At 44.2% G+C, this 14,022-nt stretch carries 12 protein-coding genes; 8 read left to right on the forward strand and 4 right to left on the reverse strand.

Annotated elements, in window-relative coordinates; translation table 11 throughout:
* Positions 1-1,746: 1,746 nt before the first annotated feature.
* Both recA and QZW47_RS10785 read right to left on the reverse strand, forming a co-directional pair.
* On the reverse strand, positions 1,747-2,886 hold the full coding sequence (recA, locus tag QZW47_RS10780; RefSeq protein WP_293126942.1) for a recombinase RecA: 1,140 nt from the start codon (positions 2,884-2,886) through the stop codon (positions 1,747-1,749).
* Positions 2,887-2,951: 65 nt separating this feature from the next.
* Entirely contained in the window at positions 2,952-3,158 is a 207-nt protein-coding gene (locus QZW47_RS10785) for a hypothetical protein (RefSeq protein ID WP_293126944.1), read from the reverse strand.
* Between the two features lie 187 nt (positions 3,159-3,345).
* Between QZW47_RS10785 and QZW47_RS10790 the strand changes: the two genes are divergently transcribed.
* From QZW47_RS10790 to QZW47_RS10800, 3 genes are all read left to right on the forward strand, one after another.
* Positions 3,346-4,971: a glycosyltransferase family 39 protein gene (locus tag QZW47_RS10790; RefSeq protein WP_293126946.1), complete on the forward strand. Its 1,626-nt coding sequence runs from the start codon at positions 3,346-3,348 to the stop codon at positions 4,969-4,971.
* Between the two features lie 658 nt (positions 4,972-5,629).
* A complete protein-coding gene (locus QZW47_RS10795) occupies positions 5,630-7,156 on the forward strand; it encodes a peptide ligase PGM1-related protein (RefSeq protein WP_293126948.1) in 1,527 nt (508 codons plus the stop codon).
* Positions 7,157-7,367: 211 nt separating this feature from the next.
* Entirely contained in the window at positions 7,368-8,639 is a 1,272-nt protein-coding gene (locus QZW47_RS10800) for a transposase (RefSeq protein WP_293126950.1), read from the forward strand.
* Here the strand turns inward: QZW47_RS10800 and lepB are convergent.
* The gene (gene lepB, locus QZW47_RS10805) at positions 8,621-9,229 is read right to left on the reverse strand and encodes a signal peptidase I (protein WP_293126952.1); all 609 of its coding nucleotides are present in this window, start codon (positions 9,227-9,229) and stop codon (positions 8,621-8,623) included. The genes QZW47_RS10800 and lepB overlap by 19 nt on opposite strands.
* Before the next feature lie 245 nt (positions 9,230-9,474).
* Here lepB and QZW47_RS10810 point away from each other — a divergent pair, with 245 nt between their 5' ends.
* The 5 genes from QZW47_RS10810 to QZW47_RS10830 all read left to right on the forward strand — a co-directional run bounded on the left by QZW47_RS10810 (position 9,475) and on the right by QZW47_RS10830 (position 13,361).
* Complete coding sequence (locus tag QZW47_RS10810; protein WP_293126954.1) at positions 9,475-10,800, forward strand: dihydroorotase; 1,326 nt, start codon at positions 9,475-9,477, stop codon at positions 10,798-10,800.
* A 305-nt stretch (positions 10,801-11,105) separates the two neighbouring features.
* Entirely contained in the window at positions 11,106-11,357 is a 252-nt protein-coding gene (locus QZW47_RS10815; RefSeq protein ID WP_293126956.1) for a hypothetical protein, read from the forward strand.
* A 235-nt stretch (positions 11,358-11,592) separates the two neighbouring features.
* Positions 11,593-12,204: a transposase gene (locus tag QZW47_RS10820; RefSeq protein WP_293126958.1), complete on the forward strand. Its 612-nt coding sequence runs from the start codon at positions 11,593-11,595 to the stop codon at positions 12,202-12,204.
* Positions 12,205-12,692: 488 nt separating this feature from the next.
* Positions 12,693-13,016 (forward strand): DUF433 domain-containing protein, encoded by a 324-nt coding sequence (locus QZW47_RS10825; RefSeq protein ID WP_293127308.1) that lies wholly within the window; start codon positions 12,693-12,695, stop codon positions 13,014-13,016.
* Positions 13,017-13,019: 3 nt separating this feature from the next.
* Positions 13,020-13,361 carry a DUF5615 family PIN-like protein gene (locus QZW47_RS10830; RefSeq protein ID WP_293126960.1) on the forward strand — a complete coding sequence of 114 codons (342 nt, stop codon included), beginning with the start codon at positions 13,020-13,022 and terminating at the stop codon, positions 13,359-13,361.
* A 16-nt stretch (positions 13,362-13,377) separates the two neighbouring features.
* Here QZW47_RS10830 and tsaE read toward each other — a convergent pair whose 3' ends face one another.
* Entirely contained in the window at positions 13,378-13,827 is a 450-nt protein-coding gene (gene tsaE / locus QZW47_RS10835) for a tRNA (adenosine(37)-N6)-threonylcarbamoyltransferase complex ATPase subunit type 1 TsaE (RefSeq protein WP_293127310.1), read from the reverse strand.
* Positions 13,828-14,022: the final 195 nt, after the last annotated feature.

Genomic DNA, 14,022 nt, shown 5'->3' on the forward strand with positions numbered 1-14,022 from the left:
GCTGCACTTGCGGACTGGGACTTGGGACGACCCGCACCCAGATATGTATTTAGTTGTTATGGCAAAAAAGAGCCATACTAGCCATCCTTGAATATTGCTACTCATTTCGACTAAACGAATCGCACTGAGCCATCTTTAATATAACTTTTAATTGACTGTCAGCCATGATTTATTCTCCCTCCAACAATGATTAAAGTGTCTGGCAAATTAAATTCGTGTTTGTCAAGTTCATTTTTGCCCTGAATCAATACGACTTTTTTTACGGACTCAGCTCAGAAATCGTACTTTCTATAACAGCAATTAACTTTCAGGAGCTTTTACATTTCTTTACAAACAGCCCCAGAGGTGAAATTTGTCAGTTGTAAAAATCTGGCTAGTGTTAGTTACCGCAACTTGACCCACCGGGAAATACCCGTAAAATCCACAGTATTTAGCGGTGATTTGAACTCCCTTACTTACGTATATAAATCTATTCTGTCGCTAAATATTTGCACCTGCAATGAGTCAGAAGCTGAAGCGTGCAAACCAAGTGATGCGAGTGCTACCAAGTGAATAGAGTTGAAGAAACCTGAAGTAGGGTGAAGTTTTGCAGAGTTGATGCCCGTAACGCCTGCGGGATTACCAGTGTGCTGTCGCTCAAATGAGTGTCACTTGCTAAAGCGACTGGTGAAATATTTGGCTGCTAGCTATAAATAAAACATGACTTACACAGAGCTAGTAGCTTGGTTGTTTAACTAAAATACATCGGCTTTAAACTGCCAATAAGATTTTCAAAACCCCGGTTAATTTGTGGGCAACGTGTAAGTCTTATCAAGTATAAATTTATAATAAGTATTCCCATGAAACGAGTTAATCTTTGGTTTTCTGCCGGAGTTTTGTCATTAATTTGATGCAGTGCTGCTAGCGCTACTACTTATCTTAATCCCACCGGAAAAACTACTTTAAACCTGTCTGAAAAAGCGAACAGTCCCAGGGGATTTTATTTTACTCAAGTAGGCAATCTAGAATTTTTTGGCGCTATTCAAAACGCCAGCGGCAACTATACTTCTAGCAATACTAATACTTGGTTGAGCGAAACTGCTGGTTATGTAACTTGGCCTGCTTGGCGAGTCACGTCGCGGGATGGAAAACTTAACTGTCGCCAAACGCCAAACGGAGCAATTCAACAAGTTTACCGGGCGAATTAAGATCCAATTGCTGCTGAAACTAGGGGGGGAAATGCGATTTTGGTGGCAAACGGTAAACCCTGGTTACTGACAAGACAAGGCTGTTATGTGCGCGCTAATTCTCAATACGTACAGCCTGTTTCTTTGCCTGAGTAAGGGTTAGTGGGCGATATCGTTTCCGGGAAATTACCCGTAATCAAAACTGTTTGTAGTTAGGAATTTAGTCATCAGACTATATCAGGACTAAAGTCCGAACGATCAAACCAAAGGCAAAGGTTTAAATATTACGGGGCAAGGTTAGCCGCTTTCGGGCCCGACGGCGCTACATGGCACGGGTTTTAATGTTAATTTGACAATAAATTTATTGGCTGGCTTATAGTTTATAGCAGTCTATTAGCATAGCTGTTGCTGCTAACTTTTTGCTTTGAGTAAGCTTCGGCTCGTCGAAAGATAAAAGCACACAGGCAGCAGACCATCACAACAGCAATAATACAATAGTAGGTTGAGTTGATCTACATAAACCCAACCTACTATTGCAAATGACTAACGATCGATCGCTAATGACTAATCGCTACAAAATTTAGATTTCTTCCATATCTCCTACATCTTGAGCGTCATCATCAACATCATCAACATCATCATCATCAACATCATCATCAACATCAACATCAACAGGAGCGACAGAATTAGCAGAAACCACAGCACCAGTCTCAAGTTTCTTTTTAACTAGCTCCTCAATTTCATTTTTGAAATCGATATTTTTCTCCATGTGTTGAATCACTTTGTCTCGTCCTTGAGCGATGTTATCGCCGTTGTAGCTATACCAAGAACCTTTTTTCAGAATTACTCCCATCTCGTCGGCCAAGTCAGTCAGACAGCCTAAGGTAGAAATGCCTTTGCCAAATACAATGTCAAATTCGGCAATGCGGAAAGGCGGAGCAACTTTGTTTTTAGCAACTTTAACTTTCGTGCGGTTGCCGTATTCTTCTGTACCTTTTTTCAAGCTTTGAATGCGGCGAATGTCGAGCCGCACGCTGGCGTAGAATTTGAGTGCGTTACCGCCGGTTGTTGTTTCTGGGTTGCCGTAAGTGATACCGATTTTTTGCCGCAATTGGTTGAGGAAAATGACCGTACAGCCCGATTTGCCGATGTTGCCGGTGATTTTCCGCAGGGCTTGACTCATCAAGCGGGCTTGCAAACCCATGTGGGAGTCGCCCATGTCGCCTTCGATTTCGGCGCGGGGGACGAGGGCGGCTACGGAGTCAATGACTACGATATCGACGGCGACGGATCGCACGAGTTGATCGACAATTTCTAGGGCCATTTCGCCGGTATCCGGCTGGGAAACTAAGAGATTTTCAATATCGACGCCTAATGCTGAGGCGTAGGTGGGATCGAGGGCGTGCTCGGCATCTACGAAGGCTGCGATTCCGCCGGTTTTTTGGACTTCGGCGATCGCGTGGAGCGCTAGAGTAGTTTTACCGGAACTTTCGGGGCCGTAAATTTCAATTACTCGGCCTTTTGGCAAACCGCCGCCCAAAGCAATGTCCAGTGTCAGAGCTCCGGTGGGGATGGTTTCTACCCTCATGCGTGTGGAGTCTCCCAATCGGACGATCGCTCCTTTGCCAAAGCTGCGCTCGATTTGGGACAGTACGGAAGTTAGGGCTTTTTGCTTTTCTGTGTTTTCAGTAGTTTTTGTAGAAGCTTCTTTTTTTGCCATTTTCGGTACGCGGGTAGACCCCTTGCGGAGCTTGTTGATTAACTGTACAACACGTATGTTAGCAGTTATTTTTGGGGTCTGGAGGTTCTGGGACGATTTGGTTTAGAATTCTTGATTTTGGGTTGGTTGAGCCCGATCGCGCTCTGAGGAGGCTGCTGTTTGGAAGGTAGAAGGCGATCGACAGACGGTAGAATGATGGTCGGTTGGGTTAGCAGAAAGAATTGGTTGAAAGCATCTCCCTTGTAGAGACGAATTAAAAAAAGACTATTCATTACTCCCAGGAGCGGTAGCTGAAGCGGGCTGGCTCTTCTGTCAACTGTCAACCCCTCGACTCCGCTCGGGGCAAGCTGTCAACTGTCAACTGTCAACTGTCAACCCCTCGACTCCGCTCGGGGCAAGCTGTCAACTGTCAACTGAATCGGGTACGCCTCTGGGACGATCGCCACAATTAGGATAAGCATGGCATCTACAACAAATCAAGACACATCTGTTAATCCCAAAATTCCCCAAAATTTCCGGTTGCTGATCGGCTTATTGGCGATCGGCATTTTGCTAGGTATCGGATTTCGCTGCTTCGAGATCGATCGCAAACTCTACTGGCATGACGAAGTATACACATCAATCCGCGCCGCTGGTTTTACCAGGCAAGAAATCGACGACGAACTATTTCAAAACCGGATTGTTCCTGCACCAGAATTGCAGAAATATCAACGAATTAAACCGGGAAGTACAGCAGCAGATACAATTCGTTCCTTAGCATTAGAAGACCCGCAGCATCCGCCTTTGTACTTTTTGATGGCTCGTTTGTGGATGGAGCAATTTGGTAGTTCTATGGCAGCATCCCGCAGTTTGCCCGCAATATTGAGTTTGTTGTCGCTACCTTTGATGTATGCTTTAGCTCAGGAACTTTTATCCTCAAATTTGGCAGCCTTAGTTGCAACAACGCTGCTGGCTTTATCTCCCTTTGACATCTTGTTTGCTCAGACAGCAAGGCAGTACAGTTTGCTGACAGTGGCAGTTATTGGCAGCAGTTGGCTGCTGCTGAGAGCATTGCGGTTGCGGGGCTGGCAAAATTGGGCGTATTACTCGCTGGCGATCGCGAGCGGTTTTTACACTCACCCTTTCTTCAGTTTAACACTCGTCGGACACGGAGTTTTTATAATTGCTTGCTGGCTGTTTGTCAAGCAAAAAAAACTGCGCGGTCACTTAACTAATTCGCAATTTTTCTTAGCAGTAACAGCCGCTTTAATCTTGTATTTGCCGTGGATTTACGTGCTGGCGACCAACCTGGAACGAGCCTCAGCCACGACAGACTGGACGCGAATATCTCCTGGTTGGCTGTATCTGGCAAAATTGTGGATGCTCAGCTTTACAGCCTTATTTTTTGACTTCGACTTCGGCTTTGACAATATCTGGACTTATCTGCTGAGATTGCCATTTTTGCTGTTAATTGTGGCAGCACTTTACCAGATCTGCCGCCGCACAAATATTTCAACTTTGCTGTTTATTGTAACATCAATTTTTGTGCCGTTTTTGATGCTGGCTTTACCGGATCTAATCCTAGGCGGCAAACGTTCCGCCGTCAGCCGCTATCTGATTTCGTGCTTTCCGGGAGTGCAGCTAGCAGTTGCTTGCTTGCTGGCGAGTAAGGTGAAAACTCAGCAGCGGTTTTGGCAAGTCGTTTTAGCGGGGGTATTTACAGCAAGCGTAGCATCTTGTACCCTCAGCGCTGTTTCTGATACTTGGTGGAGCAAAGACTTGAGCTATTTTAATGCTGAAGTTGCGAGAAATATTAACAAAGAGGCGATCGCTAATCGATCGATTAAAGATACAATAGTAATTAGCGATCGCGGCAACGACTTTACTAACATGGGAGATTTGCTCTCCCTGAGTTATTTGCTCGACAAAGATGTGCGGCTGATGCTGCTGAGTCAGTCGCCGGATATGGAGATACTGACCAAATATTCGGCTCCGCTGGTGTTCCGCCCTTCGGAAAAATTGCGATCGGCACTCAAGCAAAATCAGCGGCGCCTAGAGCCTATATTGGAATATGCCAGACTTTTTCGAGTGCGGCGAACTTCTTAGTTGCGGGTAGGGTGCGGAGTGAAACAAACTGTTTGATGGGCTTCAAATATCTGAACTAACCCACCTTAATATCATCTCAGCTCGAAGGACACAATCAAATTGGTTCGTAGTGAGGACTTTAGTCCACATTCATGACGATTGACTCGCATTCCGAACGATCGAACCGTTAGAGATTGCTGGTAAGGTTCGTAGTGAGGACTTTAGTCCGCATTCGTCAGAAGACTGGTATTCCGAAAGCTCGAACCGTTAGAGATTGCTGGTAAAGTTCGATCGTTCGGAATGCGAGTCCGCATTCGTCAGAAGACTGGTATTCCGAAAGCTCGAACCGTTAGAGATTGCTGGTAAAGTTCGATCGTTCGGAATGCGAGTCCGCATTCGTCTAAGGACTAAAGTCCTCACTACAAACACTTTTGATTGCTGGTAATTGATCTGACATAATAGAATTCGCTATTCGTTTATTTTGGTCAGCAATATTGTTGGTAAGGTGCGTCAGAACAAAAACTGTTTGATTTGTCTCAGGTATCTGGGCTGACGCACCCTACATCTATTCCACCACAAGGTGCGGAGCGAAAAAAACTGTTTGAGTTAACTAAAATATTTAGGATGACGCACCCTACACCACCAGCAACGATTATTTGAATAATTAGGATTAAACGCAATGCAAGAGTTAAATAATTCAGCTTCAGAAACCGCACAGCAATTTCGCAACCTTCAGACAGAATTACGCGAACGTTGGCGAGCAATCGAAGAATTTGACAGGGGAGATTGTGATATTATCGTCATTCCTTCTGTCAGCTTAGATCAGCAAGAAATGCAGAAGGTTGAGGGTGCTTATCACTACGAAGAGCGTCATTTATTTTCGTTAATTCGGCTGCGAAATCCCCGCACGCGCTTAATTTACATTACCTCCGAGCCGCTGCACCCGATGATTATAGATTATTACCTGCAATTGCTCCCAGGTATTCCATTTTCTCACGCGCGCGATCGCCTTTTGCTGTTTTCCACTTACGATGCTTCTTCTAAATCTCTCACTCAGAAAATTTTAGAACGTCCCCGCTTAATGGAGCGGATTCGTCAAGCAGCGCGGCCGACAAAATCCTATATGGTTTGTTACAACTCGACGCCCTTAGAGCGCGAGTTATCTGTTAAATTGGGAATTCCTTTGTGGGCGAGCGATCCGGATTTGCTTTACTGGGGCACAAAAAGCGGCAGCAGGCAAATTTTCCAAGAAGCTGGCGTACCTTATCCTGACGGTTCCGAGTTGGTTTGGAATGCCGAAGATTTAGCAGTAGCGGCGGCCGAATTGTGGGAAAGACAGCCGGATTTGCAGCGGATAGTAATTAAGTTAAACGAAGGTTTTTCGGGGGAAGGAAACGCAATTTTAGATTTGAAGCCGATCGCAAATAAAGCACCTCAAGACAGACTTAAAGCAATTGGCGATAGCTTCCACAATTTGCGGTTTCAAGCAACAGCCGAAACCTGGGAAAATTTCAGCAGTCGCATTCCCGAATTAGGAGCAATTGCGGAAGCGTTTATCGAAGGCTCGGAAAAGCGATCGCCCAGCGTTCAAGGTCGAATTGTCCCCAGTGGCGAAGTAGAAATTCTCTCAACCCACGACCAGATTTTAGGAGGCCCAGACGGTCAAATTTTCTTGGGTTGCCGATTTCCGGCGGATGAATCCTATCGGCTGGCGCTGCAAGAGTTGGGATGGAAAGTGGGGAAAAACTTAGCTGCAAAAGGTGCTTTAGAGCGATTTGGAGTGGATTATGTTGCTGTCAAGCAATCGGATGGGAAATGGGATATTCAAGCAATAGAAATTAACTTGCGAAAAGGAGGTACAACTCATCCATTTATGGCTTTGAAGCTGTTGACAAACGGTCGCTACGAACGAACTACGGGCTTGTTTTACAGCCAGCAGGGCCGTCCGAAATATTATGTAGCTTCGGATAATTTAAAAAAGGAGCGCTATCGAGGATTATTACCGAATGATTTGATGGATATTATTGCTGACAATCAACTGCACTTTGACACGGGTACTGAGACGGGAAGCGTGTTTCATTTAATGGGTTGTTTGTCGGAGTTTGGCAAATTAGGCTTGACGAGTATCGGCAATTCGCCGCAAGAAGCAGAGGATATGTATAACAAGGTGGTGAAAGTGCTCGATCGCGAAACTTCATTCAGTTGACAGTTGACAGTTGTCAGTTTTCAGTTTTCATTGGTCAATTAAGCTGACAACCGCAGGTTTTACAGAAGTATACGGTAAGCGTAAAGCTCAGTGGCTTTAGCCCGCTCGATATAAGCGACACGGGCGGTTTTAACCGCCTTCAATCTTGTACTGCTAAATATCTTGACAATCTTACGCCACAAATAGTAGTATAAGATTGGAGGTAGGAACAATGCTAATTTTTGAGTTTAAAGTTTACGGAAAATCAGTTCAGTTAACAGCAATAGATGATGCAATTCGGACTGCCCAATTCGTTCGTAATAGCTGTATTAGGCTATGGATGGATGTTAAAGATACAGGCAAAAATGACTTGCAGAAATATTGTGCTGTACTAGCGGCTAATTTCCCGTTTGCTAATGAACTCAACTCAATGGCGCGACAAGCTAGTGCTGAACGAGCATGGTCTTCTATCTCTCGGTTTTATGATAACTGCAAGAAGAATATTCCTGGTTTAAAGGGATATCCTCAATTTCAAAAAGATTGTCGTTCTGTTGAATATAAAACGTCAGGATGGCGACTTGCAGATAACCGTAAATCCATCACGTTTACAGATAAAAAAGGTATTGGCAGATTAAAAATTAAAGGAACTCGTGATCTGCATTTCTACCAAATCAACCAAATAAAACGGGTAAGATTGGTAAAACGGGCTGATGGTTATTATTGTCAGTTTTGCATTGATGTTAACCGTCAGGAAAATATAAAACCATCAGGAAATACGATTGGATTAGATGTAGGTTTAAAAGAATACTACACAGATTCCAATGGCGTAATGGTTGAGAATCCTAAGTTTCTTCGTGAAGCAGAAAAGGTTCTTAAGCGTTCACAACGCCGTGTTTCTAGCAAAGTCAAAGGGTCAAAAAATAGAGGCAAAGCTAGGCAGATTTTAGGGAAACGCCACCTCAAAATAAGTAGGAAACGTAAAGACCATGCTGTGAAATTGGCACGGTGCGTAGTTCAGTCCAACGACTTGATATCCTATGAAGATTTGAGAATTAAAAATATGGCGAAAAATCATTGTCTAGCTAAGTCAATAAATGACGCATCCTGGTATCAGTTCCGTGTTTGGCTTGAATATTTTGGAAAAGTATTCAAGAGGGTCACGGTAGCTGTTAATCCACAATATACCAGCCAGGAATGCTCTAGTTGCGGTGAAATTGTCAAAAAAACGCTATCCACTAGAACCCACGTTTGTAAATGTGGTTGTGTAATGGATAGAGATGAAAACGCAGCTAGAAATATCCTTAGTCGAGGATTGAGTACGGTAGGACATACCGGAACTTTTGCGCTAGACGCAAGTAACGCTTTAGGAGATAAGACCTCTATTCAGACTGGAGAAATCCTGCCTGAGCAAGTCATATCGTTGATTAAAGAATCGAGCGTGTCTTTAGACCTGAGAGTGTCAAGCTGCGGAATTCTAGGTGGTGGCTACTTTTTAGCCGGATAAAGCGGTGTGGGGTCGATCGACCCTGTGCGGTTGAGAGGCCAAAAACGGACGATCGCCCTACCGATGATATTTTGTTTGGGTACAAAGCCCCAATAATGGCTGTCACAGCTTGCATTGCGGTTATCGCCGAGTACCAAGTAAGAATTTTGAGATACAACTACAGGCCCGTAGGGATACTGCGGAATTTCTTCAATATATTTTTCCTGTAGCGGCTGCTTATTGATATAAACTTTTCCCTCTTTGACTTCCACTGTGTCCCCCGGAAGTCCAATCACTCGCTTGATATAGGCATCTTTAATCGGTGGTGGCTGGCCCGTGCACAAACTAGCCGGATCCGGCGGCATAAACACGATAATATCTCCTCGCTGCGGGTCTTTGAGTCGATAGCTCACCTTATCTATAATTAATCGATCGTTAATTTGTAGGGTTGGGAGCATCGAGCCTGTCGGAATATAGCGAGCTTCCGCAACCAGGGTGCGGATACCAAAGGCTAAGAATGCTGCTAAGCCGATCGTCTTAATTGCTTCTATCCAAGGATTTTCGGTATCTTGCGGGGGTTTTTGGTCGGCTGACTTGTCTAGACGAGTCATAAGTATTAAGTGACTGGGCTGGATACAAATTATAGACTTAATTGGGATTTTTTTGAGGAAATCTGCAAAATCTGCGCGGGTGCGGTGAGTTTTTTGTAATATCTGGTAGAGTCAAGTGTGTCGAGGTTCATCATAAAAATTACAATTTTTCCACAAGCTAGTTATATTTATTAGTATTTTTCAAACTCTTTTGAGGATAAAATTGGTCTGGGCTTCTACGTACATTACTTACTTAATTATAGCTTATGCCGACTACATCAAGTTTGTTAATCCGCCGCGCTCGCATTCTGTTACCCGACGGTGAGTTTTTGGTAGGGGACGTGTTAATTAGCGATCGCAAAATTGTTCGGGTTGCTCCTGAAATTGCCGAATCTGCCGATCGCGAAATAGATGCGATCGGCTTAACTCTGTTACCCGGAGTAATTGACCCGCAGGTACACTTCCGCGAACCGGGTTTGGAACACAAGGAAGACTTGTTTACCGCTAGCTGTGCCTGCGCTAAGGGCGGCGTGACATCGTTTTTGGAAATGCCCAATACCCGCCCCCTAACCACAACCCAAGCCGCCTTAGATGATAAGTTAAGCCGCGCTGCTGAGAAGTGTTTGGTCAATTACGGCTTTTTTATTGGGGCGACGCCGGAGAATTTGCCGGATTTGTTGGAGGCGAACCCGACTCCGGGGATTAAGGTGTTTATGGGTTCGATGCACGGACAGCTTTTGATGGATGGAGAGGAAAATTTAGAGCGAGTGTTCTCTAAGGGCGATCGACTAATTGCAGTACACGCCGAAGATCAAACTAGAATTAATCAGCGCCGTCAGGAATTTGCAGGTAGTACCGACTTAGCTGTGCACTCCCAAATTCAAGACAATCAAGCAGCTTTGTTAGCAACTCAGCTAGCCTTAAAACTTTCCAAAAAATATCAACGCCGCTTGCACATCCTGCATCTTTCAACTGGCGACGAAGCCGAGTTTTTGCGACAAGAAAAACCGAGTTGGGTAACAGCGGAAGTAACGCCGCAGCATTTACTGTTAAATACCAGCGCCTATGAGAAGATTGGCAGTTTAGCTCAGATGAATCCGCCCTTGCGCGAAAAGAGCGATAACGAAATACTTTGGCAAGCTTTACTCGACGGCGTAATTGATTTTATCGCCACCGATCACGCGCCGCATACATTAGCAGAAAAAGCTCAAGAGTATCCAAATAGTCCATCAGGAATGCCCGGAGTTGAAACTTCTTTACCTTTAATGCTGACGCAAGCAGTCGAGGGAAGATGTACAGTAGCACAAGTTGCTAATTGGATGTCAGCGGCAGTTGCTAAAGCTTATAAAATTCCGAAAAAAGGGGCGATTTCTCCGGGTTTTGACGCTGATTTAGTATTGGTCGATTTGGATAAATACCGCCCGGTTGTCGGAGCAGAAATGGCGAGTAAGTGCGGCTGGAGTTCGTTTGAAGGTTGGAATTTGACTGGATGGCCAGTAATAACAGTTGTGGGAGGAAAAGTTGTTTTTGAGAATGGTAAATTAGATACAAATGTCAGGGGTGAAGCCTTGAGATTTGACGCAGATATGTAGGGGCGAAGCATTCGGGCGACAATTCATGAAATAAGCGCCAAAGATAAGGCCCGAAAGCTTCGCCCAATCCCAAGGGGAAATCCCCAAGCACAAATTCCCCAGCCATAAATCAATTACCCAAAATTCGGTTAATGTGGCTGACTCGTGGGGCTGGGCGAAGCATTTTGGCAATTATTCACTCGCACAATTTATGATTTTTTGCCCAAATGCTTCGCCCCTACAATTCTGATAAAAGGGGAAATCCCCAAGCACAAATTCCCCAGCCATAAATCAATTACCCAAAATTCCGTTAATGTGGCTGACTCGTGGGGCTTGCCGAAGCATTTTGGCAATTATTCACGCGCACGAATTATGATTTTTTGCCCAAATCCTTCGCCCCTACAATTCTGATCAAAGGGGAAATCTCCAAGCACAAATTCCCCAGCCATAAATCAATTACCCAAAATTCCGTTAATGTGGCTGACTCGTGGGGCTGGGCGAAGCATTTGGGCAATTATTCACCCGCACAATTTATGATTTTTCGCCCAAATGCTTCGCCACAAATTCCCCAGCCATAAATCAATTACCCAAAATTCCGTTAATGTGGCTGACTCGTGGGGCTGGGCGAAGCATTTGGGCAATTATTCACCCGCACAATTTATGATTTTTCGCCCAAATGCTTCGCCCCTACAATTCTGATAAAAGGGGAATTGATAATTGGCAATTGACATTATCCAAACTATTTTGATAAAATCGGATTACCCGTAGGGCTGATGAAATAAAATTGTTAAAAATGACAAAATTAAGAAAACCATGAAATACAACCCCGACATCCATCATCGGAAAACAATTCGACTAAAAGGTTATGATTATTCACAGCCAGGAGCTTACTATATCACCATTTGCACTTACGAAAGAGAATGTTTGTTTGGTGAAATTGTAGCAGGAGTAATGCACCTTAATTTGATTGGTGAAACTGTTCAATATGGTTGGCATCGCTTGTCACAGTATTTTAATTTTATAGAATTAGATGCTTTTGTGATTATGCCAAACCATCTACACGGAATTATTTTGATTGCTGACGACAATACTACTAACAAAAATCAATTATTCAAACAGCCGATAATCCAACCTGTATCCTCCGATCAGATATCTACATTGCCCAAAGGAACAGAATCAGGTTCACTAGGGGCATTAGTACAAAACTTTAAATCAATAGTAACCCGTAGGGTCAATCGCCTAACTAGGAATTCTGGTACAATATGGCAACAGGGTTATTATGAAGAAATTATTCGCGATGAACGAGCTTATGACAATATCAGAAAATATATAGTGGAAAATCCGTTAAAATGGCACGATGACGAAAATTATTCTACCCAAAAGTGCGATCGCAATACCAACTCCCATAAAAAACCTCAGAAATAAATCAATTACCCAAAATTCGGTTAATCCCGTAGGGGCGAAGCATTCGGGCGACAATTCATGAAATAAGCGCCAAATATAAGGCCCGAATGCTTCGCCCAATCCCAACGGGAAATCCCCAATCACAAATTCCCCAGCCATAAATCAATTACCCAAAATTCCGTTAATGTGGCTGACTCGTGGGGCTGGGCGAAGCATTTGGGCAATTATTCACCCGCACAATTTATGATTTTTCGCCCAAATGCTTCGCCCCTACGAGGTTGATAAAATTGGAATTTCGCATTTGGGCAATTATTCACCCGCACCAATTATGATTTTTAGCCCAAATGCTTCGCCCCTACGAGGTTGATAAAATTGGAATTTCGCATTTGGGCAATTATTCACCCGCACCAATTATGATTTTCAGCCCAAATGCTTCGGCCTACGGTTATGATGAAAATTATGCTAAAATTATCAAAGTATATTCCCTTACCATAGAGGCGATATTACCTATGCTCCAAGAATTAGAAACACAACTTCTTGCATTAACTCCGAGCGAGAAATCTGAAGCAATACGTCTGTTAACCCAAAGTTTAAGCAATAGCTGGCCGGCAATTACCAAGACTCCGGGAGTGTGTGGTGGTGATGCTTGTATTGCCAAAACTCGGATTCCAGTGTGGCTGCTTGTTGGTTTTCGCAACGAAGGTTCAAGCGATTCCGAACTTCTACAATTTTATCCCCATTTAAGTGCTGCTGATTTGGTCAATGTTTGGACTTATGCTGATTCACATATAGAGGAAATTGAAGAAGCAATCAGCAAAAATGAGGAAGCATAACTGATGGCACTATTATATGCAGATGAACAATTTCCTTTGCCAGTTGTGGAATTGCTGCGGGCTTTTGGTCACAATGTGCTGACTGTTCAGGAAGCAGGAAAAGCAAATCTGGGCATTCCAGATCCGGAAGTGCTAGAATTTGCTGTGAGTAGCGATCGCGCTGTTTTGACATTAAATCGGTTTGATTTTATCGGACTGCACAACCGAAAGCCAGACCATGCAGGTATTATTGTCTGCACTAAAAATCGCAATGTAGAAATTTTAGCAGCACGTATTAATGATGCTATTGTTGGTGAGGAAACTTTGAAGGGCAAATTGATTCGAGTCAACCGCCCGCCGCAGTAAGTGCGATCGCACATTCTCAATTTTCCCATTCCCAATCTGATAAATCGCCAGTCCCCATCACTTCAATTTGCCGCCCGCTATCGAGATAACTCAAAGAAATCTGCAAATAATTCTCAGGTTTGTACAGCAATCTTTCCGGCCATTCGATCGCCACAATCCCCAAATCCCTTTCTAATCCGTCCCAATAACTCTCTAAGTGCAAGGCTTCGGCTTCTTCAGGTTCCAGTCGATACAAGTCTAGATGGTACAACGGAATCCGCCCTGCAAAATACTCGTTAATCAGGGTGAAAGTAGGACTTTCCACAGATTCGGAGATTCCCAAACCTGCGGCGATACCTTGCACTAAGGTAGTTTTGCCCGCGCCTAAGTCTCCTTGTAGTAAGATGACAGTGCCTGGTGGGAGCGATCGACCTAACGCAATACCAAACTGGCGCGTAGCCTCAAAATCTGGCAATAAAGTTTTCATTTTAGTCAGTTGACACTTGACAGTTGACAGTTGACAGTTGACAGTTGACAGTTGGAGTGTGTGTCCGTTTTGCTTTAAGAGTGCTGTCCCCGCTTGCGTGTACTTGCGAAGCTTGCGAAGCACGCGGGGACACTCCTACTGTAAAAAAAGGCTTTTTGCAAAAATGAGATGCTCCCCATCTCCCCATCTCCCCAT

The organism is Microcoleus sp. bin38.metabat.b11b12b14.051, from assembly GCF_013299165.1.
Taxonomy (GTDB): domain Bacteria; phylum Cyanobacteriota; class Cyanobacteriia; order Cyanobacteriales; family Microcoleaceae; genus Microcoleus.